We start from the raw sequence: 26,377 nt of genomic DNA, 5'->3' as shown, positions 1-26,377 counted from the left end.
CCCGTGAGCGATCGCCCCCTGCTCCGCGTCGTCCGCGGCAACCCGGACGACGCCGAACTCGCCGCCCTCACCGCCGTCGTCGCGGCGGTGGCGGCGGCTTCGGGTGGCTCACCCGCGCCTCGGCGGCGAACGTCGTGGTGGAACGACCGCGCGACCCGGCTCGGCACTTCGCCCGCACCGGGCGACGGCGCTTGGCGCGCCTCCGCCCTGCCGCGCTGACCCAAGCACGTCAAACACCCCAATGTGGCGTTCGGTGCGTTGAGCGCACCCAAAGCGGCGTTCGGTGCGCCGAGCGCAACCGAAGCCGCGTTGGGGCGGTGTGTCAGATGCCGGCGCAGGCGTTCACCACGCGGTCGGCCAGCGCGTCGGTGAACTCGCGCGTGACGGGCGCGCCGGTGACCAGCACGCGGTAGTGGACGGGCCCGATGGACTGCTCCACCAGGCTGTCGAGCTCGGTGTCGGCCGGGAGTTCGCCGCGGGCGACCGCGCGTTCGAACGGCAGCCGGTCGCGCTCGTGCTGCCCGTGGATCTGCTCCGCGCGCAGGCGCGCGGCCAGCTCCGGGTCGTGCTGCGCCTGGCCGATCAGTGCGCGGAACACGGCGCCGGCGTCGGCCGTGGTCAGGAAGGTCGCGACGGCCGCGAGGTGCTCCCGCAGGTCGCGGCGCAGGTCGCCGTGGTCGGGTGGCACGAGCTCTTCGGCGAGGTCGTCGCCCAGCGCGTCCAGCAGGATGTCCACTTTGGACGGCCACCAGCGGTAGATCGTCTGCTTCGCCACGCCCGCGGCCGCCGCGATGCGCTCGATCGTGAGCCCGGCGAAGCCGTGTTCCACCAGCAGGTCGTCGGCGGCCTCCAGTACGGCGCGACGTGCGTCCTCGCTGCGGCCGTAACGGTTCCCGTGGTGCCGGCGCGTGTCCGGTGCGGTGGTGTTTCCCACCTCGGCGAGCCTAATCGGCTTCTAGACAAGACGCAACGTCGCGTCTAGCGTAGGCCGCGGCAAAAGGGGGTCACTCGACATGTGTTCCGCGTGTGGCGTGCCGACGCACGTCCTGGAGGAAGGCGACAGCCCGGTCGCGCCCGCACCGCGCAAGTTCGCCGCGCTGTACAACAAGGACTGCCGCCCGTACCTGTTCGGCGCGGCGCTGGCGATGATGGCCGACAACATCGAGCACGTCATCACGTATTGGGTGCTGTGGGAGAAGTTCCACTCGCCCGCGCTCACCGGCTTCGAGGTGATCAGCCACTGGGTGCCGTTCCTGCTGTTCTCGGTGTACTTCGGCGGGCTGGCCGACCGGCACGACTGCCGGCGGATCATCCAGGCCGCGCAGGCGTTGTTCATGCTCGTGTCGGCGCTGTGGGGGGTGCTGATCCTCACCGACACGCTGCAGGTCTGGAGCGCGTGCGTGCTGCTGATCTTGCACGGCGTCGCGGGCGCCGTGTGGGGTCCGGGCGAACAGCTGATGCTGCACGACTTCGTCGGCCCGGCCGAGCTGCCGAGCGCGGTGCGGCTCAACGCGACCTTCCGCAGCCTGGGGATCCTCTTCGGCCCGGTCGTCGGGTCGGCGCTGCTGCTCGGGCTGGGGCCGGTGGCGGGGATCTTCGTGAACGTCGCGTTCTACCTGCCGCTCACGATCTTCTTGTTCCGCACCAAGTTCACCGGCCACACCCGCGACGGCGGCATCGTGGCGCGCCCGCGCGTGGGGCTGTTCGACTCGGTGCGGGTGCTGCGCGAGGTCGGCGCCAACCCGACGATGGTCGGCATGATCATCCTGGCCGGGCTCGGCGCGTTCTTCGTGGGCGCGTCCCTGCAGAGCTCGATGCCGATCTTCGCCCAGGACCTGGGCGCCGGCAGCGCCGGCACGGCCTACGGCGTGCTCCTGTTCGCCAACGGCGCCGGCGGCGTCCTCGGCGGCATCCTGCTCGAGGCGACGGGCCGCATCAAACCGAGCGTGTTCGCGGCCGTGGTCAGCACGGCGATCTACGGGCTGTCGAGCCTCTTCTTCGCCCTGACCGCGAGCTATCCACTCGCCCTGGTCCTGCTGGTGATCGGCGGCGTGGCGAACCTGGCGTCGATGTCGATCGGCCAGACGGTGGTGCAGCTGCTCGCGAAACCGGCCGAACGGGGCCGTGTGATCGGCGTCTACAACGTCTCCGCCAACGGCCTGCGCGCCGGCAGCGGCTTCACCGTCGGCCTCCTCGGCGCCGCGGTGGGCGTGCACTGGTCCCTGGGCCTGAGCGCAGCCGCACTGACGGTGGGGACGGGGATCTCCGGCTGGTACTCCCTGTGGGGGAAGCGAGCGCGCGAGGCCCGGAAGCAGCTGCAGCACGTGGCTGGCTGACGGGTTGCGTCGTTCCGGGTGCCAGGCAGGCCGCCGAGCCGCTGCGGCCGCCGCCTCCGCGCACCGCAGTACTGCGAACCGCGCCGATCCGCGGCCACCCACCTCGACAGCGCGGCAACCGTGGCCACCGCCGCACCCGGTGGCCACGGCCACCCGCCCCGGCACCGCGAGACGCCGATCCTCCGCGACACCCGGCGCCACCTCCCACCGCAGCACCGCAGCCCGCGCCGATCCGCCGCACCACCCGCCCGTCGTCCCTTCTCGGGGGCGGCGGGCGGCGTCGTTTCCGCTGGTCACGCACAGCGACCGCCGTTTTTGTCGGGGTCGCCGGTTACCGTGTCGGCATCGGGTCCAAGCCTTGCCATCACCGTGCGCGACAACGCGCTCACCAGCGCAAATCGCACTGGACCCGCCTCTACTCAACACCGTATAGTCCACACGGAATAACCACGCCGGATCACTCGAAAGGATCAACAGCCATGGTTGCGGCGAAGCTGACCGCTCTGGGGGTGGCCGTGCTGGAGCTGCTGCACGAGAAGCCGATGCACCCCTACGAGATGGCTCAGCTCATGCGCGAGCGGTACGTGGACCAGCGCGTGAAGCTGAAGGCCGGGTCGCTCTACCACACCGTGGAACGGTTGCAGCACAACGGTTTCGTCGAGATCGTCGACACGCAGCGCGACGGCCGGCGGCCCGAACGGACCGTGTACGCGATGACGACGGCCGGCCGGGACGTGTTCGAGCAGCGGGCGCGGGAGATGCTGGGCGACGTCGCCCAGGAGTACCCGGAGTTCCTCAGCGGGCTGGCGGTCATCGACGACCTCGGCCGGGACAAGTCGCTGGTCGAGCTGGAGCACCGCCTCACGCTGCTGCGCGCGAGCGTCGCGGCGGACCAGGTCATGTTCGAGAAGGTGCGGAACAAGGCGGTCCCGGAGATCTACTGGCTCGACTTCCGCTACGCCGCCGCCCACCGGGTTTTCGAGCTCGAGTGGTGCGAACGCCTGTACGCCGACCTTTCCTCAGGGCGCATCCGGTTCCAGGACGAGAAGCCCTCCCTCAGTCTCATCACCAAGGAAGACCATGAACGCAAGACAAGCTAACCCGTGGGCCGCGCTGGGCGCGTTGTGCCTGGGGTTCTTCATGATCCTGCTGGACACCACCATCGTGTCCATCGCCGTGCCGAACATGCTGAGCAAGCTCAACACGGGCTTGAACTCCGTGGTGTGGGTGATCAGCGTCTACCTGCTGACCTACGCCGTGCCGATGCTGTTCACCAGCCGCCTGGGCGACCGCTTCGGGCCGAAGCGGGTGTTCCTCGCCGGCCTGATCGTGTTCACGGGCGCGTCGCTGTGGTGCGGCCTGTCCGGCAGCGTCGAGATGCTCATCGCGGCCCGCGCCGTGCAGGGCCTCGGTGCCGCGCTGATGACGCCGCAGACGCTGGCGTTCATCACGCACCTGTTCGCGCCCGCCAAGCGCGGCCCGGCGATGGGCGCGTGGGGCGGCGTCGCCGGCCTGGCCACCATTGCGGGCCCGCTGCTGGGCGGCGTGCTGGTCGACCACCTCGGCTGGGAGTGGATCTTCTTCGTCAACGTGCCGATCGGCGTGATCGCCATCGTCCTGACGGTGCTGCTCGTGCCCGACTGGCAGCCGAAACACGCGCACGCGTTCGACTTCATCGGCATCTTCCTGTCGGCGGCGGGCCTGTTCTGCCTGGTGTTCGGTGTGCAGAACGGCCAGCAGTACGACTGGGGCACGGTCTTCGCCGGCATCACGGTGTTCGAGTTCATCGGCGCCGGCGTGGTGCTGCTGGTGGCGTTCGTGCTGTGGCAGAAGTACAACCGCCGCGAACCGCTCGTGCCGCTCGCCGTGTTCGGCAACCGCAACTTCTCCGCGGGCACGCTCACGGCCACCACCGTCGGCTTCACGATGACCGGCATGTTCCTGCCGCTGATCATCTACATCCAGACGGTGCTCGGCCTGAGCCCCACGCTTGCCGGTGTGCTGACCGCGCCGATGTCGCTGCTGTCGGGTGTCATCGCGCCATTCGTGGGCCGCGCGTCGGACCGCATCAACGGCAAGTACCTCGTGATGGGCGGCCTTTCGCTGCTCGCGCTGGGCATCGGCATCATCGCCGTGCAGGCCGGCCCGGACACCAGCCCGTGGGCGCTGATCCCGGCCCTGCTCGTCTGCGGTCTCGGCATCGGCTGCATCTTCTCGCCGATGAGCAACCTGACCATGGCCTCGGTGCAGCCCCAGCTCGCCGGCACCGCGTCGGGCATCTTCAACACCGCCCGCCAGGTCGGCGGCGTCCTCGGCAGCGCGGCCATCGGCGTGCTCCTGCAGGCCCGCATCAGCGCCTCCATCGCCGACGAGGCCACCACCGCCGCGACCCAGCTGCCCGAGCAGTACCGCCAGCCCTTCGCCGACGGCATCGCCCACGCCGCGGCGTCCACCGGCGAATTCGGCGCCTCCGGCGGCCCCGCGCCCATCCCGGGCCTCCCCGCCGACGTCGCCGCCCAAGCGGGCCGCCTCGCCTCCGAAGCCGTCCACAACGGCCTCACCGACGCCGCCCGCGCCACCCTGATCCTGCCCATCGCCGTGCTGCTCCTGGGCGTCGTCTCGGCCGCCTTCCTGCGCCGCGTCACCCCCCGCCCCGCCCCGACACCCACCACCCCGACCACCTCGGAAACCCCGGTCACCGCCTGACCCGACAGGCACGGCGAGCCTCGTGAGCGCCTGAGCTTCAACTCGCGCTCACGAGGCTCGGCTGGGGTACGGCAAAGCAAGCGCGAGGCCCCCGGCGGCGGGGTTGTCCCTGGCGGCACCACCGCGGACGAGCGTTGGCCGGCAGTAGGCCCCAAGGCGGCGTGGACCGGCGACGCCGGCGGCGGCCGACAGCTGCGGGCCACCGCGCCCGTATCCGGCCGAGCGGGCCAGTCAGTCCGAACAAGCCTCCGCGGCCTCGACGTGCAAAGACGTGCTGCCCCTCGGCCGCCGGTGCGGGAGCCGGGGCCGAGGGGCGGCACGTTTACCGCGGGAGAAGAAAGTCGAGGGGCGCAGGCCGGCGGCAGGGTCAGCCGCGCATGGGTGGGGAGCTCTTCAGGACCTCAGTGCCACCAGCGCGAACAGGGTCGCGGTGTTTCGGCGCGCGCAGGCGCGACCACCACGCGGAGCGCAGCCTGGTCGGCGGCGTGGATTCCGTCACCCGGACCGTCATGCGGCACCGTGGTCCCTTCCCGGCATCTGCCTTGATACCGTCGAGGCGAGCTGAGGTCGATATGTTGCGAGCAACAACAAACTAGCTCCACGGTCGGGTGTTGCAGGTCACAATTCGGCAACGCTCGCTACGCGCGGTAGCTTTCACCCGTGCGTCTCGTACTTGCTTCCCAGTCCCCCGCCCGTCTCGCGTTGTTGCGCGCCGCCGGTCTTGAGCCGAGTGTCGTGGTGTCCGGTGTCGATGAGGACGCCGTGGCGGCGGCGCTCACCGATCCGGCGCCCGACGAGCTGGTGATGGCGCTGGCCGCGGCCAAGGGCAACGCCGTGTTCGCCGAAGTGGCCGGCATCCACGCCGACGCGGTGATCGTGGCGTGCGACTCGATGCTGTCGATCGGTGGCGAGATGGTCGGCAAGCCCGGCACGCCCGAGATCGCGCGGCGGCGGTGGGAGGTGATGGCCGGCAACTCCGGCGAGCTGCTGACCGGCCACGCGATCATCCGCGTCGAAAACGGCCACCGCACCAAGGAAGCCGCCGGCACGCAGCGCACCACCGTCCACTTCGGACGGCCCAGTGCCGAGGAGCTCGACGCCTACATCGCCACCGGCGAGCCGCTGCAGGTGGCGGGCGCGTTCACGCTCGACGGGCTCGGCGGCTGGTTCGTCGAGGGCATCGAGGGCGACCCGTCGAGCGTCATCGGGCTCAGCCTGCCGCTCGTACGCCGTCTGCTGACCGAGGTCGGCGTGAGTGTCGTGGATCTCTGGACCGCTCCCACATCCTGAGAAGACTTTCACTCCACCGAGTGATCGAAGAAAGTTCATGTTCGGCCCGGTTCGGGCCTGAACGGGAACTTTCGACCTCTGGGGTGGCTTCGTGTCCTTCCTCCGCGCGTACACCAAACCTCGAGTCTTCGCGGCCGCCGTGATCGGTTCGCTCGTCGTCGGCGCCCTGCTGGGCGTTCTCGCCAGGACGACGGGCGCCACCACACTCACCGAAGTGCTGCACCAGATCGGCTCGATCTTCACGACGCTGCTGCAGATCGCGGTGATCCCGCTGGTCTTCACGGCGATCGTGGTCGGCATCACGAGCCTGCGCGGCCTCGGCGGCGGGCGCACGGCCGCGCGGCTCGGCGGCCGCACGGTGCTGTGGTTCGCCATCACGTCGTTCATCGCGTCGCTCATCGGCATCGCGATCGGCAAGCTGTTCAACCCGGGCGCCGGCGGCCTCGGCGCGGGCATCGCGGCCACGGCGAAGAACGCCGACAAGGCCGCGAAGAGCGTGAGCGACTGGGGCTCCTGGGACGCCTTCATCGACGGCCTGCTCCCCCAGAACTTCTTCTCCGCCTTCGCCGAAGGCAACACGCTGCAGGTGCTCTTCCTCGCCGTGCTGATCGGCGCCGCGGCCTACAGCCTCGGCGACAAGGCGAAGCCGTTCGTCGACTTCACGACGAGCGTCTTCGAGATCATCCAGCGCTACCTCGGCTGGATCGTGCGCCTGGCCCCGCTCGGCATCGCCGGCCTGATCGGCGCGGCCGTGTCCAACTACGGCGATGCCCTCTTCCGCCCGCTGCTGTCCACCACGGCCGCGGTCTACGTCGGCTGCCTGCTGGTGCTGTTCGTCGTCTACCCGATCCTGCTGAGGTTCGTCGCCAAGATCAGCCCGGCCACGTTCTTCGCCAAGGCCGGCACGGCGATCCAGTTCGCGTTCGCCTCGCAGTCCTCCGCCGCGACGCTGCCGCTCACCCGTCAGGCCGCGGTGAACCTGGGTGTCGCACCGTCCTACGCCGCCTTCGCCACCCCTCTCGCCAGTGCGACCAAAATGGACGGTTGCGCGGCCGTTTTCCCGGCCATCGGCGCCATCTTCATCGCCAACCTGTCGGGTGTGCAGCTGAGCATCGGGCAGTACGTGGGCATCGTCGTGGTCGCCGTGCTCGGCGCGCTCGCCACCGCGGGCACCACGGGCTGGCTCACGGCGCTCACGCTCACCACCGCGTTCATCGGCCTCGACGCCAAGCAGGTGGCGCTGGGCATCGCCCTCATCTACTCCGTGAACCCGATCATGGACATGATGCGCACGGCCACCAACGTCGCCGGCCAGATCGTGGTCCCGACCATCGTCGCGCGCGCCGAAGGCCTGCTCGACGACACGGTGCGCGACGCGCCGGTCGCCAAGGCCAAGGCCGAACCCGTCAGCGCCTAGTACGAACCCGACGGCGGCTGGGCACCGGCGAAAGCAGCAACAGCCGAGCTCAGCCGCCGTCCGCACACGGCCGCAGCTCCGAGGCCCGCACCTCGACCTGCGGCCACCCCCTCAGATCCGACGGCGACACCACCGTCCGAGTACAGCCCAGCTCCGTGCCGCTCAGCTGGTAGACCTCGGCGAGCACCGGTGCGGCCTGGCACTTGGGCGTGCCCGGTGTCGCATCCGGACACTCGTGCCGCACGACGATCACGTCGGGCCGGCCGTCGGTGTTGACGTCGAACAGCGAAAGCGTGCCGGCGTCGGCGAAGTAGGGCTTCCCGAAGTCACGCCACACGCCGCCCGAGCCGATCAGCAGCTCGCCGTACGCCCCACCCGCGCCGTCGCCCCCGCCGACGTCGCCGGTCACGAGGCACGCCGACGTCTCCCCCGCGATGCAGCGCAACGACTGCGCGTTGAGCTTCGCCCCCATCGTGGTGATCGCGAGCTCGAACTCCGTGCCCGGCTGCGGCCCCACCTGCACGCGCCCCCAACCGCCGGACGCGTCGGAGAGCAACACGACCGGGGTACCGCCCACGGTCATCGCGGCCAGCTGGCGGCACGCACCGCTGCCGCAGGTCGCCGTGGTGGGCGCCGCCGGCTCCAGGCTCACGGGCGGAACGCCGGGCGCACCGTCGGGTTTCGGCCGCAGCACGACGACGACCACCAGCGCCGCCACCGTCACCACGGCGGCGAGCACCGCCGTGAGCAGCGCGGACCGTGGGGTCCGGGTCGGCGAAGTCCGCATATCCGAGACTGTAGGCGACCTTGCGGACGGTGTCCGTCTATGTTGTTCCCGTGACGAACCCCAACCTCCCCCCGGCCCTGTACCTGCCGACCGGACCGGTCTCCGGCACCACCGACGGCGGCACCGGTGCCAACATCGAGCTGCGCCGCACCCCCGACGGCCGCGTGGCCCTGGTCGCGTTCACCGCGCTCGACCGGCTGATCGACTGCTGCGGCGAGCACCAGCCGTGGATCATGATCAACACCGAGCACCTGCCGAAGATCCACCAGGTCAACCCCTACGACGTGATCGTGCTCGACTCCGAACTCCCGGTCGAGCTGCGCCACACCGCGCGGGTATAACGAAACCACCGGGTGGTCCAGCTCTCATCCCAGCGGGTAGTGCGGTCCGTAGACTCCGGGACACCAGGCAGTGGAGCTCACGGGAGGTACCGGGTGACCGAGCAGGACGTCGCGAGCACGGGTGGTCCGGTGACCAAGATCCTCGTCGCCAACCGCGGTGAGATCGCGGTCCGCGTGATCAGGGCGGCGAAGGACGCGGGTCTCGAAAGTGTGGCCGTGTACGCCGATCCCGACCGCGACGCACCCCACGTGCGCCTGGCCGACGAAGCGTTCGCGCTGGGCGGCACGACCGCCGCCGAGAGCTACCTCTCCATCGACAAACTCCTCGACGTGGCCAAGCGTTCCGGCGCCGACTCCGTCCACCCGGGATACGGGTTCCTGTCGGAGAATGCCGATTTCGCCCAGGCCGTACTGGATGCCGGGCTCACGTGGATCGGCCCCAGCCCACAGTCCATTCGCGACCTCGGCGACAAGGTGACCGCGCGGCACATCGCGACGCGCGCCGGCGCACCGCTGGTGCCCGGCACCAAGCAGCCGGTGAAGAACGCCGACGAGATCATCGCGTTCGCCGACGAGCACGGCCTGCCCGTGGCGATCAAGGCGGCGTTCGGCGGCGGCGGGCGCGGCCTCAAGGTCGCCCGTACGCGCGAGGAAATCCCCGAGCTGTTCGAATCCGCGACGCGCGAGGCGGTGGCCGCGTTCGGCCGCGGCGAGTGCTTCGTGGAGCGCTACCTCGACAAGCCGCGCCACGTCGAGGCGCAGGTGCTGGCCGACCAGCACGGCACCGCGATCGTGGTCGGCACGCGCGACTGCTCGCTGCAGCGCCGCCACCAGAAGCTCGTCGAGGAGGCGCCCGCGCCGTTCCTCACCGACGACCAGCGCGCCCGGATCCACTCCTCGGCCAAGGCGATCTGCAAGGAGGCCGGTTACTACGGCGCCGGCACCGTCGAGTACCTCGTGGCCACCGACGGCACCATCTCCTTCCTCGAGGTGAACACCCGCCTGCAGGTGGAACACCCCGTTTCCGAGGAGACGACGGGCCTCGACCTCGTGCGCGAGATGTTCCGCATCGCGCGCGGCGAGAAGCTGCGCATCACCGAAGACCCCGAGCCGCGCGGGCACTCGATCGAGTTCCGCATCAACGGCGAGGACGCCGGCCGCGGCTTCCTGCCGGCGCCGGGCACGGTCACGAAGTTCATCTCGCCCAACGGCCCCGGCGTGCGCGTCGACTCCGGCGTGGAGTCCGGCAGCGTGATCGGCGGCCAGTTCGACTCGATGCTCGCGAAGCTGATCGTCACCGGTTCCGACCGCAACAACGCCCTCGAGCGCAGCCGGCGCGCGCTGGCCGAGTTCGTGGTGGAGGGCATGGCGACCGTGCTGCCCTTCGACCGCGTGATCGTGGACGACCCGGCGTTCATCGGCGACGAAAACGGCTTCTCCGTGCACACGCGCTGGATCGAGACCGAGTTCGACAACAAGATCGAGCCGTTCACCGCACCCGACACCGAGGCCGAGGAAGAAGCGCCGCGCCAGAACGTGGTGGTCGAGGTCGGCGGCCGGCGGCTCGAGGTGTCGCTGCCGGGCGGCTTCGCGCTCGAAGGCGCGGGCGGCGGGGCGACGGCCACTAAGGCCAAGCCGCGCAAGCGCTCGGGCGGCGCGAAGGCAGCGGTGAGTGGCGACGCCGTCACGGCGCCGATGCAGGGCACGATCGTGAAGATCGCCGTGGAGGAAGGCCAGCACGTCGAAGCGGGCGAGCTGATCGTGGTCCTCGAGGCGATGAAGATGGAAAACCCGGTCACGGCGCACAAAGCGGGCACCGTCACGGGGCTTTCGGTCGAGGTCGGCGCCGCCGTGACTCAGGGAACGCAACTTCTGGAGCTCAAGGACTGAAGTTGTGCTGAATGTCGTGGGTCCGCAGGCCCGGGGCGGCATACCATCGTCGGTGTGACAGAGGTGCCGTCTCCGCAACTGCGGATCAGCGACCAGGAACGGGAATCCGCGCTGAATGCGCTCGGTGAGCACATGAGCGCGGGGCGGATCGACATCGACGAGTACGGCGAGCGCTCGGCGCGCATCACCGCGGCCAAGACGCGGGGTGAGCTGGCGGGGCTGTTCGACGACCTGCCCGCTCCGCACCCGGTGTATGGCGGCGCGGCGCCCGTCGCTGCTCCCGCCGCGCCTCCGGTTCCCGCCCCGGCCCCGCAGACGGCAGTGGCCCGGCCGGACGGCTGGAACGGTGGCCAGCGAGCAGTGGCCGCGCTGGTGCCGCTGGTGTGGATCGCGACCATCGCGCTGATCGCGACGAGCACGCTGCCCGCGTGGCCGCTGGTCATCGCGCCGATCGCGCTCAGCATCATCGGCCGAGCACTGTGGGGCCACGGCGGCGACCGCTACGACCATCGGGACCGCGCGCGCCGCGAACACCGGCTCTACCACCGCGAGGCTCGTCGGGAAATTCGTGACGAGTTCCGCGACCGCCGCCGACGAGACCGCTGGTGAGGCGGACCCCGTGCCCGACATGCGGCTGAGCGACGAAGAACGCCAGGACGCGCTGGATGTGCTTTCCGAGCACGTCCGCACCGGCCGCCTGGACGTCGACGAATACGGCACCCGTTCGGCCAAGGTCACGGCCGCCAAGCGGGTCAGCGACCTGGAACCCCTCTTCGACGACCTGCCCTCACCCCGGCCCAGCGCGCTGCTGGCGATTCCGCGGGCCGGGGCCACCGCCGTGCCCGCTCCGAGCCCCGCCGGCGACAGCGCGTTGATGCGCTTCGCGCTGCGGTTCGCCGTGCCGATCGCCGTGGTGGTGGCGATCGCGGTGTTCGTGCTCTCGCGAGGGCGGCTCATCCTCGTTTTCGCGCTGCCCTTGGCCATCCTGCTGATCACGGGCTGGCGCCGGCGCTGATCCACCGATCGGTGGAGGCCGGCGTCGAACGGTGGACCCCCGCGGCGGCGTCGAGCTGCGAGAATCGCGCCCATGATGGGTGTGGTGCCGGGTGCCGTGCACCCGCGCGGGGAGCGGCTGGCCGGGCCGCTGTTCGCCGCGATCGGGATCGTGGTGCTCGCGGTGTGCACGATCTGGGCGGCGGGTGACCACGTCGGCACGGTGACGCTCGTCGTCGCGGGCCTGTCGGCAGCGTGGCTGCTGTTGCTCGTGCCGCTGTTCCCGCAACGGGAGCGGCACCCGTGGCTCGCGGTCGGGTTCTTCGCCGGGCTGCTCGCCGGGGCGGCCGCCCTCACGACGCTCGACACCACGTACACCGCCTTCGCGTCGGTTGGTTACCCCATCGCGTTCGTGCTGTTCGCCGCGCGCTGGAGCGTCTTCGCCGTGACCGCGACGGCCGCGATTCCCTTACTGGCCAAGGAAATCCTGGGCACGGACACGCCGGCGCCGGCGTGGGTGTCCGTGGCTTCGGTCGTCGGGCCGATGCTGTACGCCGCGTGGTTCGTCGGCGCGGAGAACGACAAACGGCGGCGCGCCAACGCGGCCCTCGCCGAGGCCAACGCCCGCCTCGAAACCGCGCTCGAGGAGAACGCCGGGCTCCACGCGCAGCTGCTCACCCAGGCGCGCGAGGCGGGCGTGCACGACGAACGCCAGCGCATGGCCCGCGAAATCCACGACACCCTCGCGCAGGGCCTCACCGGCATCGTCACGCAGCTGCAGGCCGCGGACCGGGCTTCGTCCGCGGACTCCCGGCAGCGGCACCTCAGCCAGGTCCACACGCTCGCCAAGGACAGCCTCACGGAGGCCCGCCGCGCCGTGCAGGCGTTGCGGCCCGAACCACTCACGGACTCGCGCTTGCCCGACGCACTGGCGGAGCTGGCGCGGCGCGTCACCGGCACTTCGGGTGTCGCCGTGACCGCCCAGACGAGTGGCGAACCCGTGCCGCTGCTGCCGGAGCTGGAGGTGACGTTGTACCGCGTCGCGCAGGAAGCCTTGGCCAACGCGGAAAAACACGCCCGCGCTTCGCGGATCGCCGTTTCCTTGACCTACGCCGGCGAGGTGGTGCTCCTCGACGTCCGCGACGACGGCGCCGGCTTCGACCCCGCCTCACCGGAGCGCGGCGACGGCACCGGCTTCGGCCTGCAGGCGATGCGCCAGCGCGTGCGGCGCGTGGCGGGGACGTTCGCGCTCGAATCGGCGCCGGGCGAAGGCACCGCGGTCAACGTGCAGCTCCCGGCCATCCCGGCGGACCGATGATCCGCCTCCTGCTCACCGACGACCACCCCATCGTCCGCGACGGCCTGCGCGGCGCGTTCGAGGGCTGCGCCGACATCGAGGTGATCGGCGAGGCCGCCACGGGCGTCGAGGCGCTGGCCTTCGTCGCGCGCCACCACCCCGACGTCGTCCTCATGGACCTGCGCATGCCCGAACTCGACGGCGTCGGCGCGATCCGCCGGCTCGCCGCCGAGCACCCCGCGGTGCGCGTCCTGGTCCTCACCACCTACGACTCCGAGGCCGACGTCCTGCCCGCCATCGAGGCGGGCGCCACCGGGTACCTGCTGAAGGACGCGCCCGTCGCCGATCTGCAGCACGCCGTGCGCGCCGCCGCCCGCGGCGAGTCGGTGCTCGCACCCGCGGTGGCTGCGCGCCTGATGGCGCCGCTTCGACGTCCGGCGCCGGGCGCGTTGACTGCCCTCGAACTCGACGTGTTGCGCCTGGTCGCGGCCGGTGCGACCAACCGCGCGGCGGCGAACCAGCTGTTCATCAGCGAGGCCAGCATCAAGACCCACCTGCTGCACGTCTACGCCAAGCTGGGCGTGAACGACCGCGCGGCCGCCGTCGGCGAGGCGTACCGGCGCGGGCTGCTCTGACCGATCCGTCGGTGACGCCGGCCCGAAATCGCGTCCAATCGGCCGCTCGACCAGAGTGGCGCACCCGTCATGCGGAAGCGCTGAGCACCCGACTCTGGTTACCCTCGTGACGTGGAACCCGTGGAGATCAACGCGGGCGCGTACTACCTGCGCCAGCTGCGGGCGGACCGGCACCTCGACGACCGGGCCGCGCTGATGGAGGCGTTCGCCGATCCCGAGCACCGGCGGTACGTGCTGAACTACCGGCTGCGAACGCTCGACGAAGCCACCGAGTACATCGCGCTGCGCACGGCGCAGTGGTCGTGCGACGAGCGGTGCTCGTGGGCGGTCGCGGAGCCGACGACCGGGCGGCTGCTCGGGGAGGTCGGGTTGCGGGACCTGGACCTGACGTTCGACACGGCCGAAGCGTCCGTCTGGACGCATCCCACGGAGCGCGGCAAGGGCGTGGCGAGCACGGCGCTCAGCGCGGCCCTCCGCTACGGCTTCGGCGGGCTCGGGCTGCAGGAGATCAGCTACCGGCACGAGGAGAGCAACGTCGTGTCGGCGTCGGTCGCCGCGAAGTGCGGGTTCACGTACGTGGGGCCGGAGCGGACGCCGGCGCCGACCGGCGAGCCGTTGATCAGGTGGATTCGCAAGGCCTGAACCAGCGGTGAAAATTCAGCGACGGTGAATCGCCGTGGAGGGCACCTCGTGGTGCCCTCCACGGCAACGACGGAACCTCAGCTCACCGGCTCGATGATGCCCGACCGAGCCTCCGGCGCCGCGGCGCGAAGCGCGTCCGCCGACTCGTCCGTCGGCTGCGACTGCGATTCGCGTTCGGCCTGCACGCGGGCCGTGTAGACGTCGACCTCGCGCTTGATCGTCTCCGCGGACCAGCCCAGCACCTCGCCGACGAGGCGCGCGACCTGGTCGGCGCAGTCGGCGCCGCGGTGGGCGTACTCGATGGAGATGCGGGTGCGTCGCGCGAGCACGTCTTCCAGGTGCAGCGCGCCTTCGTGGCTGGCGGCGTAGACGACCTCGACACCCAGGTAGTCGGGCGCGGAGTCGATCGGCTTGAGCAGCTCCGGACGGCCGTCGGCCAGCGCGAGCACCTCGTGGACCAGCGAGCCGTAGCGGTCGAGCAGGTGCCGCACGCGGTACGGGTGCAGGCCGTGCTGCGCGGCCAGGTGGTCGGCCTGGTTCACGAGCGCGTGGTAGCCGTCGGCACCGACGAGCGGCACCTGGTCCGTGATGGACGACGGCGGCCGGCCCGGCAGGTCCACCACGGCCGCGTCGACGGCGTCGGCCGCCATCACGCGGTACGTCGTGTACTTGCCACCGGCGATGGCGACCAGGCCCGGCGCGACGCGCGCGACGGCGTGCTCACGCGAGAGCTTCGACGTCTCCTCGCTTTCGCCCGCCAGCAGCGGACGGAGGCCGGCGTACACACCCTCGATGTCGTCGTGCGTGAGCGGTGTGGCCAGCACCGTGTTCACGTGGTCGAGGATGTAGTCGATGTCGTGCTTCGTGGCCGCGGGGTGCGCCAGGTCGAGGTGCCAGTCGGTGTCCGTGGTCCCGACGATCCAGTGGTTGCGCCACGGGATGACGAACAGGACAGATTTTTCAGTGCGCAGGATCAGCCCCGACTCCGAGACGATCCGGTCGCGCGGCACCACGATGTGCACGCCCTTGCTCGCGCGCACGCGGAACCGCCCGCGCCCGCCCGAGAGGCGCTGCAGCTCGTCGGTCCAGACACCGGTGCAGTTGATGACCGCGCCGGCCTGGATCTCCGTTTCACGCCCGTCCTCGACGTCCCGCACCCGCACGCCCGAGATGCGGTCGGCTTCGCGCAGAAAACCCACCACCTGGGTCGACGTGCGCACCACGGCGCCGTAGTGCGCGGCGGTGCGGGCGACGGTCATGGTGTGGCGGGCGTCGTCGGACTGCGCGTCGTAGTAGCGGATGCCACCGATCAAGGCCGACCTTTTCAACGCAGGAACCATCCGCAAAGCACCCGCGCGGGTGAGGTGCTTCTGCCCCGGAACGGACCGCGCACCGCCCATCGTGTCGTACATCAACAGGCCCGCGGCGGTGTACGGCCGCTCCCACCCGCGGTGGGTCAGCGGGTACAGGAAGCTCACCGGCTTGACCAGGTGCGGGGCCAGCTTGGTCAGCATCAGCTCGCGCTCGTGGAGCGCTTCGCGGACCAATCCGAACTCCAGCTGTTCCAGGTAGCGCAGGCCACCATGGAAGAGCTTGCTCGACCGGCTGGACGTGCCGGATGCCAGGTCACGGGCCTCTACGAGGGCCACGCGCAGGCCGCGCGTCGCCGCGTCGAGTGCTGTCCCGGCACCCACGACCCCACCGCCGATCACGACCAGGTCGAAGGTCTCCTTGCCGAGGCGCTGCCAGGACTCCTCACGCGCCGCCGGTCCCAGCTTCGCTTCCGTCACAGCGCCTGCCCTCCTTGCAACTTACGGTTGTACACACTCCCAGCATCGCACGAGGACCGAGCGTTCCGCCCAACCGGAAACTTGTCCGTTCCGGCGAGGCAGAGCAGCATGGTAGGTCTCGACGCAAGGAGGCGTCGAATTGAGAGGGGAAGCGATGAGCGAGCAAAACTCTCAGAGGTCAAACGCTTGGAGCCGACTACGCTCGAACATTGGCGGCGAAATGCTCGCCGAGTTTCTCGGGACAGCCGTCATCATCCTGCTCGGCTGTGGCTCGGTCGCGGTCGCCGTGGTCGGTCTCCCCGGATCCGGCCGGCAATCGGTCGATTTCGGTGCGTCCAACTGGCTGATCATCGCGTTCGGCTGGGGCTTCGCGGTGATGTTCGCGGTCTACATGACAGCCGGCGTCAGCGGCGCGCACCTCAACCCGGCGGTGACTCTGGCCTTCGCCGTGCGGCGGAAGTTCGCCTGGGCCAAGGTGGCGCCATTCTGGTTGGCCCAGGTACTCGGCGCGCTGGCCGGCGCCGCAGTGGTCTACGCCGTCTACCACGACGCCATCGACGCCTTCAACGCAGCGCAAAACCCACCACTGTCGCGACCGGACTCATTGGGCACGTTCTCGATCTTCGCGACTTTCCCGGCCAAGTACTTCGGCGGCGGGGTGTGGGGACCGCTGCTCGACCAGATCGTCGGCACTGCGATCCTCGTCGGGATCATCGCGGCGTTGATCGACAACCGGAACAACGCCCCCGAGAGCAACCTGGGGCCGGCCCTGATCGGCTTCGTAGTCGTAGGGATCGGGCTGTCGTACGGCACGAACGCCGGTTACGCGATCAACCCGGCGCGTGACTTCGGACCGAGGCTGCTGACCTTGTTCGAAGGGTGGGGGAACAAGGCGTTCCCCGGCAACGGTGACTGGTTCAGCAACTACTGGTGGATCCCGATCGTCGGGCCACTCGTCGGTGGTTTGGTCGGCATCCTGATCTACGACCTGCTCATCGGCCAGGTCCTCACGGCGCGGGAGAAGGCTCCCGGTGAGTTCCTGCCTGAGCCGGGACGGGTCCCGGCCGACCAATCGGCGGAAGGCCAGCGGACGGCCGCCGAATGACCGACAAGATCGCCGTTCCGACGGATCTCGCCAGAGCGAGGGAGCAACGATGACTTCGTACGTAGCCGCGATCGACCAGGGCACCACGTCGACTCGCTGCATGATCTTCGACCACTCCGGACGGGTGGTCGCCGTCGACCAGCGCGAGCACGAGCAGATCTTCCCGAAGGCCGGCTGGGTCGAGCACAACGCCGAGGAGATCTGGGAGAACACGCGCGCCGTCGCCGCGGGCGCGCTCGCCAAGGCGGACCTGACCTCGAAGGACATCGCCGCCGTCGGCATCACCAACCAGCGCGAGACCGCGCTGGTGTGGGACCGGACCACCGGCAAGCCGGTGTACAACGCGATCGTCTGGCAGGACACGCGCACGGACAAGATCGTCGGCGAGCTCGGCGCGCTGGGCGGCGGCCAGGAACGCTATCGCCAGAAGGTCGGCCTCCCGCTGGCGACGTACTTCTCCGGCCCGAAGGTCAAGTGGATCCTCGACAACGTCGACGGCGCCCGCGCGAAAGCCGAGGCCGGTGACCTGATCTTCGGCAACATGGACACCTGGGTGCTGTGGAACATGACGGGCGGCGTCGACGGCGGCATCCACGTCACCGACCCGACCAACGCGTCTCGCACGCTGTTGATGGACCTCGAGACGCTGCAGTGGGACGCGGACATCGCCGCTGAGATGGGCATTCCGCTCTCGATGCTGCCGGAGATCCGCTCGTCCTCGGAGGAATACGGCAAGGTCCGCGAAAAGGGCGCGCTCGCGGGTGTGCCGATCGCCGGGATCCTGGGCGACCAGCAGGCCGCGACGTTCGGCCAGGCGTGCCTGTCGCCCGGCGAGGCCAAGAACACCTACGGCACCGGCAACTTCGTGCTGCTCAACACCGGCACTGAAAAAGTCATGTCGGACAACGGCCTGCTCACCACGGTCTGCTACAAGATCGGCTCCAACGACACGGTCTACGCACTCGAGGGTTCGATCGCCGTCACCGGTTCGCTGGTGCAGTGGCTGCGCGACAACCTGGGCATGATCGCTTCGGCCGCCGAGATCGAGGAGCACGCCCGCACGGTGGAGGACAACGGCGGCGCGTATTTCGTGCCGGCGTTTTCGGGTCTGTTCGCGCCGTACTGGCGCTCGGACGCGCGCGGCGCGATCGTCGGCCTCACGCGGTTCGTCAACAAGGGTCACCTCGCGCGAGCCGTGCTCGAGGCGACCGCGTTTCAGTCGCGTGAGGTCATCGACGCGATGAACGCCGACTCCGGCGTGCCGCTGAAGTCGCTGAAGGTCGACGGCGGCATGGTCGTGAACGAGCTGCTCATGCAGTTCCAGGCCGACATCCTCGGCGTGCCCGTGATCCGGCCGGTGGTGGCCGAGACCACCGCGCTGGGCGCGGCCTACGCGGCCGGGCTGGCCGTCGGGTTCTGGGCGTCGGAGGACGACATCCGCACGAACTGGGCGCAGGACAAGCAGTGGGACCCGTCGATGGACGAGTCGCGCCGCGAGTCGGAGTACCGCAACTGGAAGAAGGCCGTGACGAAGACGTTCGACTGGGTCGACTGACCCGCTGCTTCGGCCGGCGAACGGCCCCCGTCCGGGTTCGGGCGGGGGCCGTTCGCGTTCGTGGAAACGGCTGTGCGGCGTCGTCCGGGTCAGGCGCCCCAGCCCTCTTGGGTCCCGGACTGCTCGTTGGGCGCCATGAGCTGGAAGGACGCGCCCTGGTTGTCCTTGGCCATGAGCATCCGCCCGAACGGCGTGTCCACCGGGTTCTCGGTCACGGTGCCGCCCAGCTCGGGGATCTTGGCCGCCGCGGCGTCGACGTCGGCCGACCAGAAGTAGGTCATCCAGCCCGGTTCGTAGTCGCCGTTCGCCTGGCCGAGGCCGCCGGCCGGGCGGCCGTCGATGTCGAGGGTGGCGTAGGTGAACTCGTCGTTGGAGATGTCGTTGAACGAATACCCGAAGACGTTGCCGTAGAACGTCTTGGCGGCGGCGAAGTCGCGGGACATGTTCTCGTTCCACGCGAGCGCGCCCGGCGCGAGCGTGACCTCCGTGCCCTTGTGCTGACCGGCCTGCCAGAGGCCGAACACCGAACCCGTCGAGTCCGTCGCGATCGCCATGCGGCCCTGGGTCATCACGTCCATCGGCGGGGCGACGACGTGGCCGCCGGCCTCGGTGATGGCGGCCACCGTCTTGTCCACATCGGACACGGCCAGGTAAGTGGTCCACGCGGCCGGCATGCCGGCTTGCTCGGCCGGGATCTCCCCCACCCCGGCGACCGGACGGCCGGCGAGCTGCGCCATGCCGTAGTAGCCGGTTTCGGCACCGCCGAACTGCACGTCCCAGCCCAGCAGGCTTTGGTAGAACGTCGCGGCGGCGGTTCTGTCGGGCACCATCAGGTCGACCCAGCACGGCGTGCCGTCGGGCCAGCGTTCGTCGCGGAACAACATCTGCACTCCCCATGATCCGTTGCGGATTGTGTCTGCGGCCACAGTCTTGCACCGGCGACCGACAAAAACCCGAACCATCACGAACGAGCAGCGATCAGTGACCGTCGGCGACGAGTCGCGCGTAGACGATCACGTTGTCCTCGTAGTTGTGCGCCGCGCGGTCGAACGCGCCGCCGCACGTGATGAGCCGCAGCTGCGCGTCGGGAGTGTCGCCGTACACCGCGTCGCTCGGGAACACATCTTTCGGCACCTGGTCCACCTTGGTCACTTCGAAGTGCGCCGTGCTGCCGTCTTCGCGCTTGATCGACACCTGGTCCCCGGGGGCCATTTCCTTGAGGTGGAAGAAGATCCCCTCGTGTTTGTTGCCGTCCACGTGCCCGAGCACCACCGCCGGCCCGCGCTCCCCCGGCGTCGGCGAGTACTCGTACCAGCCCGCCTGCAACGGCGTGCTCACCGGCGGGACCTGCACGGTGTTGTCGGCGTTGAGCCCAAGCGGGACGAGCGTGGAGTGCGCGTCGATCTTCGGGATGTCCAACGACACCGGTCTGGACTTCGGCAGCACCACGGACGTCTCGGGTGCCGGCGGCGTCAGGGAATGCCCCACCGGCGGCGGGGACGAAGCGGACGGGGCGGCGCAGCCACCCAGCACGGCCAGCGCGGCCAGAGCCACTGCGGCGAAACTCTTCCTGAACATGTCTCCCCCTTCGGGTCCCGAGGGCGCACTGAGCACCCAACCAGGTGACCGAGCGCGGTCGCCGGAGGGGCCGCGACTCCCCTCCGGCGACCGGGATTCGTCAGCCGCGCGAGCGCCGCCGCGCCAGCACCATGCCCGCGCCGCCGACGGCGAGCACGCCCATCGCGCCCGCGGCCACGGCGAGCCCGGAGGACGAGTCGTCGACGGGACCGTCGGTGCCACCGGTCTGCGGCGCCCCCACCGGCACCTTGGTGACCTGCTTCGGCGTCGTCGGCGGGGTCGCCACGGCGTCCTTGGCCGGCAGGACCTTGAAGCTCTCCGTGAGCTTCGCCTTGCCGCACAGGAACGTGACGGTGTAGGTGCCCGGCTTCGCGTTCTTGTTCACGTCCGCGAGTGTCTGGTAGACGGTCGCGGTGTCGAGGTCCGCCTCGGTCCCGACGGCTTCGAGCTTCCCGAACGTGATCACCGACGAAGACAGCGTCATGGTCGTCTTCGGCGTGCACACCACGCGCGCCGTGACCGAGTCACCGGCTCTGGCCGCGCGCGGCAGGACCGACACCGACGGCTTGGGCGGCTTGTGGTCGCCCGTCGGTGGCGTGGGCTTGTCCGAGGTGGGCGGGACCGGTGTGCTCGACGTCGGCTGCTCCGGCGTGGTCGGCGTGGTCGGCGTGGTGGCTTCGGCCGCGAAGGCCGGCGCCGCCAGGAGGAAGCCGGCCGCGACAATCGACGAAATTACCGCAATGCGTTTCATGGAATTTCCCCTCAAATGATTTTTCGCAACGGAGAACAGCGGATTCTGCAACCCCGCGTGCGCAGTTCCCCCTGCCGCACGGGTGTGCTCCTCCGACACCATGAAGACGTCTCTGACCTGCACCGGGTTGTCAATCAGGGTAACGATTCGGGCACATCGGGAACTGGGTTCGAAGCACACGAAAAAGCCGCCGGAAATGGTTCCCGGCGGCTTTTTCGTGGGTCTGGCTGCGTTATTCGGCGAGGCTTCCGTCGCCCGCCTTCGCGGCGCCTTCCGGAACTGTCGCCACCTGGGCGGCCGGCACGGTGAACGTGGCGCTGTAGGTCTTTCCGCCGCACGCCACCGTGAGCGGGTAGTCGCCGGCGGCGGTGCCGGACACGAGGTCGGCGTCGGCCGAGACGGTCGCGTTGACGCCGATGAAGGGACCGAAGTCGTAGTTCGCGAACTTCAGCACTGGTGAGCTGAACGTGGTCGAGCCGGCCTTGGCGCCGGGGCAGTCGGCGAGGGCGACGTTGGACTCGCCGCGCTGGAAGTGGTTCACCAGCCCGTGCAGGGCCGCCGTGTCCTGGTTCAGCTGCACGGTCACGGCCGGTGCGGGCGCTGCGGCGAGCGCGGGCCTTCCGGTCGCCGCCACTGCCTGGCCGGCCACGGCGATCGTCCCGATCGCCATCGCCGCAACGAAAACCGCCCTCTTGCGCACCCGCTGACCCCTTGTCGTGCGTCGTCACATCAGCCTGTCACCGCACAAGACGCGGCGAGCCACGTGGGGTTGCGCGGGAACGGAAAAACCTTCGTACCGGATCAGTCGAGATCAGTCGAGATCGTCGTGGCGCATCAGCTGGCGCCCGGCTTCGGTGATCGAACCCGACAGCGACGGGTACACCGAGAACGTCAGGGCCAGGTGGTCCACCGTCAGCTGGTTCTGCACGGCCAGCGCGATCGGCAGGATCAGCTCGCTCGCCGACGGCGCCACGACCACACCGCCGACCACCACACCCGTGGCGGGGCGGCAGAAGAGCTTCACGAAACCGCGGCGCAGACCTTCCATCTTGGCGCGCGCGTTGGTGGCCAGCGGCAGCATGATCGTGCGCGCCGGCACCTCGCCGGAGTCGATGGCGTGCTGGCTGATGCCGACCGTCGCGATCTCCGGGTGCGTGAACACGTTGGCGGCCACGGTCTTCAGCTTGATCGGCGCGACGCCCTCGCCCAGCGCGTGCCACATCGCAATGCGGCCCTGCATGCTCGCGACCGACGCGAGCATCAGCAAGCCGGTGCAGTCGCCGGCGGCGTAGATACCGGGGACGCTGGTGCGCGAAACGCGGTCGACGGTGATGAAGCCGCCGGGGCCGGGCTCGATGCCCACGCGGTCGAGGCCGATGTCGGCGGTGTTCGGAATGGACCCGACGGTCATCAGCGCGTGGCTGGCCTCGATCACGCGGCCGTCGGCCAGGTGGACCTCCACGCCCTTCTCCGTGCGCTCCACGCGCTCGGCGCGCGCGTGCTTCGCGACGGTGGTGCCGCGCTGCGAGAAGACTTCTTCGAGCACCGCGGCGGCGTCGGCGTCTTCGTGGGGCAGCACGCGGTCGCGGCTGGACACCACGGTGACCTTCACGCCCATCTCGGTGTAGGCCGACGCGAACTCGGCGCCGGTGACACCCGAACCGATCACGGCGAGGTGCTCGGGCAGCTCGGTGAGGTCGTAGAGCTGGCGCCAGTCGAGGATGCGCTCGCCGTCGGGCACGGCACCGGGCAGCACGCGCGGGGTGGCGCCGGTGGAGATGAGGACGACGTCGGCCTGCAGCGCCTCCGTGGTGCCGTCGGCGTGGGTCACGGCGACCTTGTGCGTCGCCAGGCCCGGCTCCTCGTCACAGAAGCGGGCGGTGCCGTTGACCACCCGCACGCCCTCGCGCTGCACGCGGGCGCGGATGTCGGCCGACTGCGCGAGCGCGAGGCCCTTCACCCGGCCGTGGACGGTCGGCAGGTCGACGCTCGTGTCGGCCAGGTCGGTGTTGATGCCCAGCTCACCGAGGTCGTGCATCTTCGCCAGCGCGCCGGAGGACGCGATGAACGTCTTCGACGGAACGCAGTCGTAGAGGACACAAGCGCCGCCCAGGCCGTCACGCTCGACGATCGTCACGTCGGCGCCGTGCTGGGCGGCGACCAAGGCGGCTTCGTAACCCGCCGGGCCCCCGCCCATGATCACGATCCTGGTCACCTGAGGTCCTCCTCGATACGCGTGTGGCCGGTGGTCCCAACGTTACGCGGAGGGGTCCGCGACCAGCGAAGTGGCCGGACACGGCATGTGCATCCGCTTGTGCGCGGGGCGGGTCGCTAGGCTGTCGCCCGTGCCGTTGTATGCCGCTTACGGATCGAACATGGAGCCCGCCCAGATGCTGGAGCGCGCCCCGCACGCACCGATGGCCGGCACCGGCTGGCTGGAGGGCTGGCGGCTGACCTTCGGGGGCGAGGACCTCGGCTGGGAAGGCGCGCTGGCCACCATCGTCGAGGACCCGGCCTCCCGCGTCTTCGTGGTGCTCTACGACGTGACCTCTCTCGACGAGGCCGGCCTCGACCGCTGGGAAGGCGGCGAGCTCGGCATGCACAACAAGATCCGCCTCCGCGTCCAGACCATGGACGGCTCGGTGCTCGCCTGGCTGTACGTGCTCGACGCCTACGAAGGCGGCCTCCCGTCCGCCCGCTACCTGGGCGTGCTCGCCGACGCCGCCGAGGCCGCCGGAGCCCCCGCGGACTATGTGGATGACCTGCGCACCCGGCCGTGCTCCGGGATCACCGGCTGACCACAGCCCTGTGGACAACTCGGCGGATTCACGCGCTGACCTGGGCATCATGAACAGTGTTCACCATCAGCCGGTAAAGCCCTGACACCTCTTCACGTTTTCCGCTTGCGACGCTTTGTTTTGCGGCCGTCGCATGTGTTGTCGAACGTGCTTATAGGTGGCGTGGATCTGTTGGGGGGTAAGTAAAAACGCTAGTTTCAAGCACTTTCGCGGAAGTGCTGCGGCGACTGGCGATCACCCGCGGTGAATAGGCCGGGTGGCGGCGTGCTGAGCGTTCACGAGACCGGGTGAAATAGGTGTCCACAGGGCTTTGCGTAGAGGCAAAAACCACCCGCTTGAGTTATCCACAGCTCGGCCGAGCTGTGGATAACTCAAGCGGGTGAGCCTGTGGATAACTCAGGCCAGCGCGGCCTGCGGTGGGCGGACCGGCGTTCGGACACCGACCATCGGCGCCCGCTCGCCGAGGATGCCTCGCTCCTCGGCCGCGGACACGCCCGACCCCGCCGATCTCGTGGCCGCGCCAACCGCAGCCGGCGCCCGAACCTCAGGCCAGATCCGTGTGGACAAGCGTTCGCACGTCAACCTCAGCGACCCGCTCGCCGCAGCACCTCGCCTGTCGGCCGCGACCCCGCCCCGACGGGTAAGGCCGACCGCGCCGCCGGGCCAACCCGAACCTCAGGCCAGAGCGGCCAGCGCCGTGTGGACCAACGTGCCGACGCCAACCTCAGCGCCCGCTCGCCCCTCCCGCGACCCACCGACCCGGCCCGACGGGACAGGCCGCCGTCGCGGCCGGGCCAACCACAGCCCGAACCTCAGGACAAAGCGGCCGGCACCTCGTGGTCGAGCATGCGGACGTCAACCGCAGCGCCCGCCGACCCGCCCCGACGGGGCAAGCTGACCTCTCGGCCAGAGGCCAGCGCCGGCCCGAACCTCGGGCCAAAGCGGACGGCACCTCGTGGACCAGCGTGCGGACGTCAACCGCAGCGCCGCGCTCGCCCTTCCCGCGACCCCGTCGGCCCGTCCCGACGGGGCGGGCCGACCTCATGGCCGGGGCCAACCGCGGCCCGAACCTCAGGCCAGGGTGGCCAGCGCCGTGTGAACCAGTGTGCGGACACCGACCATCAGCGCCCGCTCGTCGAGGGTGAAGGTGGGGCGGTGGATGTCGGCTTGGGGCGCGGGTGGGCCGGGCCACACGCCGAGGCGGGCGAAGGCACCCTGGACGTGCTCGAGGTACCAGCCGAAGTCCTCGCCGCCGGAGGACTGCTCCGTGCCGGCCAGGCCCTGTTCGCCGAGGGCGGCTTCGACGCCCGCGCGCAGCAGCGCCGTGGACTCCGGGTCGGAGACGACCGGGGGCACGCCGCGGCGGTAGTCGAGCGAGAAGCCGACGCCGGTGGGCGCGAGCAGCGACTCCACGGACGACGCGACGAGCGGTTCGAGCGCCGTCCACACCTCGTGGTCGGCCGTGCGCAGGGTGCCGCGCAGCACGCCGTCCTGCGGGACCGCGTTGGCGGCCTGGCCGGCGTGCACCGCGCCCCACACGAGCACCGTGCCCGAGCGCGGGTCGACGCGGCGGGACAGCACCGACGGCAGCGACGTGATGACCGTGCCCAGCGCGTACACGAGGTCCGCGGTGAGGTGCGGCCGCGACGTGTGGCCGCCGGGCGAGGTCAGGCGCAGCTCGATCAGGTCGGCGGCCGAGGTCAGCGCGCCCACGCGGGTGCCGATCTTGCCGACTTCCAACCGCGGGTCGCAGTGCAGGCCGTAGATCCGTTCGACGCCTTCGAGCGCACCCGCCGCGATCATGTCCAGCGCGCCGCCGGGCATGACCTCCTCGGCGGCCTGGAAGATCAGGCGCACACGGCCGGGCAGCTCGGGCGCGCCGGCCAGCGCGCGGGCCGCGCCCAGCAGGATGGCGGTGTGGGCGTCGTGCCCGCACATGTGGGCCGCGCCCTCCGTGGTGGAGGCGTACGGGAGGCCCGTGTCCTCCGTCAGCGGCAGCGCGTCCATGTCGGCCCGGAGCGCGACGCAGCGTTCGCCCTGGCCGATGTCGCACACCACGCCGGTGCCGCCGGGCAGCACCCACGGCTTGAGACCGACGGCGCGCAGCAGCGACACGACCAGCTCGGTCGTCGCGAACTCGTGCCGCGACAGCTCCGGGTGGGCATGAATGTGGCGGCGCCACGCGAGCACGTCGGTGACGTTGGCCCGCAGCCAGTCGTCCAGCCAGAACGGGCCGCGACCCGCACCGAGATCCTCCACAGGTGCCATGCTGACGCCGGCTTCGGTGATCAGCGCGGTGGGCGCCTCGATCGGGTTGGCCATGCGACCCTCGGAATCACCTGGAACGTCCGGACGTGAATCAAGCACAGTCACGCCGCACCTCCTCCCGCAACACGGGTGGTGCCTGGGGACCCGCACCGTGCCGTTCGATCTGTCGTACGCATTTGCAGATGATCGTGCACCATG

26 protein-coding genes are annotated in these 26,377 nt (G+C 70.3%); 17 read left to right on the top strand and 9 right to left on the bottom strand.

Annotation, left to right across the window (positions count from 1 at the left end; translation table 11 throughout):
- Positions 1-3: 3 nt before the first annotated feature.
- Entirely contained in the window at positions 4-219 is a 216-nt protein-coding gene (locus ACFY1H_RS13730; protein ID WP_366575421.1) for an acyl-CoA carboxylase subunit epsilon, read from the top strand.
- Between the two features lie 103 nt (positions 220-322).
- Here ACFY1H_RS13730 and ACFY1H_RS13725 read toward each other — a convergent pair whose 3' ends face one another.
- Positions 323-934: a TetR/AcrR family transcriptional regulator gene (locus ACFY1H_RS13725; RefSeq protein ID WP_386946583.1), complete on the bottom strand. Its 612-nt coding sequence runs from the start codon at positions 932-934 to the stop codon at positions 323-325.
- Positions 935-1,031: 97 nt separating this feature from the next.
- On the opposite strand from ACFY1H_RS13725, the gene ACFY1H_RS13720 reads away from it, so the two are divergent.
- From ACFY1H_RS13720 to ACFY1H_RS13700, 5 genes are all read left to right on the top strand, one after another.
- The gene (locus ACFY1H_RS13720; RefSeq protein ID WP_366575423.1) at positions 1,032-2,336 is read left to right on the top strand and encodes an MFS transporter; all 1,305 of its coding nucleotides are present in this window, start codon (positions 1,032-1,034) and stop codon (positions 2,334-2,336) included.
- A gap of 479 nt (positions 2,337-2,815) precedes the next feature.
- Positions 2,816-3,436, top strand: coding sequence for a helix-turn-helix transcriptional regulator (locus ACFY1H_RS13715; protein ID WP_366575425.1), 621 nt, complete (start codon positions 2,816-2,818; stop codon positions 3,434-3,436).
- The gene (locus tag ACFY1H_RS13710; protein ID WP_386946582.1) at positions 3,417-5,042 is read left to right on the top strand and encodes a DHA2 family efflux MFS transporter permease subunit; all 1,626 of its coding nucleotides are present in this window, start codon (positions 3,417-3,419) and stop codon (positions 5,040-5,042) included. Before ACFY1H_RS13715 ends, ACFY1H_RS13710 begins: the two co-directional genes overlap by 20 nt.
- 660 nt (positions 5,043-5,702) lie before the next feature.
- Positions 5,703-6,332, top strand: a complete 630-nt coding sequence (locus ACFY1H_RS13705) for a Maf family protein (RefSeq protein ID WP_386946580.1) — start codon at positions 5,703-5,705, stop codon at positions 6,330-6,332.
- Positions 6,333-6,423: 91 nt separating this feature from the next.
- The gene (locus ACFY1H_RS13700; protein WP_366575431.1) at positions 6,424-7,749 is read left to right on the top strand and encodes a dicarboxylate/amino acid:cation symporter; all 1,326 of its coding nucleotides are present in this window, start codon (positions 6,424-6,426) and stop codon (positions 7,747-7,749) included.
- A gap of 49 nt (positions 7,750-7,798) precedes the next feature.
- Here the strand turns inward: ACFY1H_RS13700 and ACFY1H_RS13695 are convergent, their stop codons facing one another.
- Positions 7,799-8,536, bottom strand: coding sequence for a hypothetical protein (locus tag ACFY1H_RS13695; RefSeq protein ID WP_386946578.1), 738 nt, complete (start codon positions 8,534-8,536; stop codon positions 7,799-7,801).
- A 50-nt stretch (positions 8,537-8,586) separates the two neighbouring features.
- On the opposite strand from ACFY1H_RS13695, the gene ACFY1H_RS13690 reads away from it, so the two are divergent.
- The 7 genes from ACFY1H_RS13690 (at position 8,587) to ACFY1H_RS13660 (ending at position 14,334) form a co-directional block, all read left to right on the top strand.
- Entirely contained in the window at positions 8,587-8,877 is a 291-nt protein-coding gene (locus tag ACFY1H_RS13690) for an SAV_915 family protein (RefSeq protein ID WP_285970436.1), read from the top strand.
- 93 nt (positions 8,878-8,970) lie between these two features.
- The gene (locus tag ACFY1H_RS13685) at positions 8,971-10,767 is read left to right on the top strand and encodes an acetyl/propionyl/methylcrotonyl-CoA carboxylase subunit alpha (RefSeq protein ID WP_386946576.1); all 1,797 of its coding nucleotides are present in this window, start codon (positions 8,971-8,973) and stop codon (positions 10,765-10,767) included.
- Positions 10,768-10,821: 54 nt separating this feature from the next.
- Entirely contained in the window at positions 10,822-11,376 is a 555-nt protein-coding gene (locus ACFY1H_RS13680; RefSeq protein WP_386946574.1) for a DUF1707 domain-containing protein, read from the top strand.
- A 10-nt stretch (positions 11,377-11,386) separates the two neighbouring features.
- The gene (locus tag ACFY1H_RS13675; protein ID WP_364053314.1) at positions 11,387-11,782 is read left to right on the top strand and encodes a DUF1707 domain-containing protein; all 396 of its coding nucleotides are present in this window, start codon (positions 11,387-11,389) and stop codon (positions 11,780-11,782) included.
- A gap of 72 nt (positions 11,783-11,854) precedes the next feature.
- Positions 11,855-13,078, top strand: a complete 1,224-nt coding sequence (locus tag ACFY1H_RS13670; protein WP_366575439.1) for a sensor histidine kinase — start codon at positions 11,855-11,857, stop codon at positions 13,076-13,078.
- Positions 13,075-13,692, top strand: coding sequence for a response regulator (locus ACFY1H_RS13665; RefSeq protein WP_386946572.1), 618 nt, complete (start codon positions 13,075-13,077; stop codon positions 13,690-13,692). Before ACFY1H_RS13670 ends, ACFY1H_RS13665 begins: the two co-directional genes overlap by 4 nt.
- Positions 13,693-13,803: 111 nt before the next feature.
- Positions 13,804-14,334, top strand: coding sequence for a GNAT family N-acetyltransferase (locus tag ACFY1H_RS13660; protein ID WP_364053326.1), 531 nt, complete (start codon positions 13,804-13,806; stop codon positions 14,332-14,334).
- 77 nt (positions 14,335-14,411) lie between these two features.
- On the opposite strand, the gene ACFY1H_RS13655 is transcribed toward ACFY1H_RS13660, so the two are convergent.
- Positions 14,412-16,124 carry a glycerol-3-phosphate dehydrogenase/oxidase gene (locus ACFY1H_RS13655; protein WP_366575445.1) on the bottom strand — a complete coding sequence of 571 codons (1,713 nt, stop codon included), beginning with the start codon at positions 16,122-16,124 and terminating at the stop codon, positions 14,412-14,414.
- A 154-nt stretch (positions 16,125-16,278) separates the two neighbouring features.
- Between ACFY1H_RS13655 and ACFY1H_RS13650 the strand changes: the two genes are divergently transcribed.
- Positions 16,279-17,229: an MIP/aquaporin family protein gene (locus tag ACFY1H_RS13650; protein ID WP_366575447.1), complete on the top strand. Its 951-nt coding sequence runs from the start codon at positions 16,279-16,281 to the stop codon at positions 17,227-17,229.
- A gap of 49 nt (positions 17,230-17,278) precedes the next feature.
- Positions 17,279-18,784, top strand: coding sequence for a glycerol kinase GlpK (gene glpK / locus ACFY1H_RS13645; RefSeq protein ID WP_366575449.1), 1,506 nt, complete (start codon positions 17,279-17,281; stop codon positions 18,782-18,784).
- 89 nt (positions 18,785-18,873) lie between these two features.
- Here glpK and ACFY1H_RS13640 read toward each other — a convergent pair whose 3' ends face one another.
- The 3 genes from ACFY1H_RS13640 to ACFY1H_RS13630 all read right to left on the bottom strand — a co-directional run bounded on the left by ACFY1H_RS13640 (position 18,874) and on the right by ACFY1H_RS13630 (position 20,828).
- The gene (locus ACFY1H_RS13640; RefSeq protein ID WP_366575451.1) at positions 18,874-19,668 is read right to left on the bottom strand and encodes a VOC family protein; all 795 of its coding nucleotides are present in this window, start codon (positions 19,666-19,668) and stop codon (positions 18,874-18,876) included.
- A 94-nt stretch (positions 19,669-19,762) separates the two neighbouring features.
- Complete coding sequence (locus tag ACFY1H_RS13635; RefSeq protein ID WP_366575452.1) at positions 19,763-20,362, bottom strand: class F sortase; 600 nt, start codon at positions 20,360-20,362, stop codon at positions 19,763-19,765.
- Positions 20,363-20,462: 100 nt separating this feature from the next.
- Positions 20,463-20,828, bottom strand: coding sequence for a hypothetical protein (locus tag ACFY1H_RS13630; protein ID WP_386946568.1), 366 nt, complete (start codon positions 20,826-20,828; stop codon positions 20,463-20,465).
- On the opposite strand from ACFY1H_RS13630, the gene ACFY1H_RS13625 reads away from it, so the two are divergent.
- Positions 20,821-21,132 (top strand): hypothetical protein, encoded by a 312-nt coding sequence (locus ACFY1H_RS13625; RefSeq protein WP_366575456.1) that lies wholly within the window; start codon positions 20,821-20,823, stop codon positions 21,130-21,132. The genes ACFY1H_RS13630 and ACFY1H_RS13625 overlap by 8 nt on opposite strands.
- A gap of 213 nt (positions 21,133-21,345) precedes the next feature.
- On the opposite strand, the gene ACFY1H_RS13620 is transcribed toward ACFY1H_RS13625, so the two are convergent.
- Both ACFY1H_RS13620 and ACFY1H_RS13615 read right to left on the bottom strand, forming a co-directional pair.
- On the bottom strand, positions 21,346-21,783 hold the full coding sequence (locus ACFY1H_RS13620; RefSeq protein ID WP_386946566.1) for a hypothetical protein: 438 nt from the start codon (positions 21,781-21,783) through the stop codon (positions 21,346-21,348).
- Between the two features lie 141 nt (positions 21,784-21,924).
- The gene (locus ACFY1H_RS13615) at positions 21,925-23,328 is read right to left on the bottom strand and encodes an NAD(P)H-quinone dehydrogenase (RefSeq protein ID WP_386946564.1); all 1,404 of its coding nucleotides are present in this window, start codon (positions 23,326-23,328) and stop codon (positions 21,925-21,927) included.
- Positions 23,329-23,458: 130 nt separating this feature from the next.
- Between ACFY1H_RS13615 and ACFY1H_RS13610 the strand changes: the two genes are divergently transcribed.
- Positions 23,459-23,911 carry a gamma-glutamylcyclotransferase gene (locus ACFY1H_RS13610; RefSeq protein ID WP_285970451.1) on the top strand — a complete coding sequence of 151 codons (453 nt, stop codon included), beginning with the start codon at positions 23,459-23,461 and terminating at the stop codon, positions 23,909-23,911.
- Between the two features lie 1,071 nt (positions 23,912-24,982).
- Here ACFY1H_RS13610 and ACFY1H_RS13605 read toward each other — a convergent pair.
- On the bottom strand, positions 24,983-26,284 hold the full coding sequence (locus tag ACFY1H_RS13605; RefSeq protein ID WP_386946561.1) for an amidohydrolase: 1,302 nt from the start codon (positions 26,282-26,284) through the stop codon (positions 24,983-24,985).
- Positions 26,285-26,377 lie beyond the last annotated feature (93 nt).

Source organism: Amycolatopsis sp. NPDC001319 (assembly GCF_042896185.1).
Taxonomy (GTDB): domain Bacteria; phylum Actinomycetota; class Actinomycetes; order Mycobacteriales; family Pseudonocardiaceae; genus Amycolatopsis.
This window is presented reverse-complemented; position numbering and strand designations above follow the sequence as displayed.

Bases quoted from the DNA above. Each gene is read 5' to 3' on its own strand.
- ACFY1H_RS13715 (WP_366575425.1), top strand. From the start codon at position 2,816: ATGGTTGCGGCGAAGCTGACCGCTCTGGGGGTGGCCGTGCTGGAGCTG.
- ACFY1H_RS13710 (WP_386946582.1), top strand. From the start codon at position 3,417: ATGAACGCAAGACAAGCTAACCCGTGGGCCGCGCTGGGCGCGTTGTGC.
- ACFY1H_RS13695 (WP_386946578.1), bottom strand. From the start codon at position 8,536: ATGCGGACTTCGCCGACCCGGACCCCACGGTCCGCGCTGCTCACGGCG.
- ACFY1H_RS13670 (WP_366575439.1), top strand. From the start codon at position 11,855: ATGATGGGTGTGGTGCCGGGTGCCGTGCACCCGCGCGGGGAGCGGCTG.
- ACFY1H_RS13665 (WP_386946572.1), top strand. From the start codon at position 13,075: ATGATCCGCCTCCTGCTCACCGACGACCACCCCATCGTCCGCGACGGC.
- ACFY1H_RS13650 (WP_366575447.1), top strand. From the start codon at position 16,279: ATGAGCGAGCAAAACTCTCAGAGGTCAAACGCTTGGAGCCGACTACGC.
- glpK (WP_366575449.1), top strand. From the start codon at position 17,279: ATGACTTCGTACGTAGCCGCGATCGACCAGGGCACCACGTCGACTCGC.
- ACFY1H_RS13640 (WP_366575451.1), bottom strand. From the start codon at position 19,668: ATGTTGTTCCGCGACGAACGCTGGCCCGACGGCACGCCGTGCTGGGTC.
- ACFY1H_RS13635 (WP_366575452.1), bottom strand. From the start codon at position 20,362: ATGTTCAGGAAGAGTTTCGCCGCAGTGGCTCTGGCCGCGCTGGCCGTG.
- ACFY1H_RS13620 (WP_386946566.1), bottom strand. From the start codon at position 21,783: ATGGCGATCGGGACGATCGCCGTGGCCGGCCAGGCAGTGGCGGCGACC.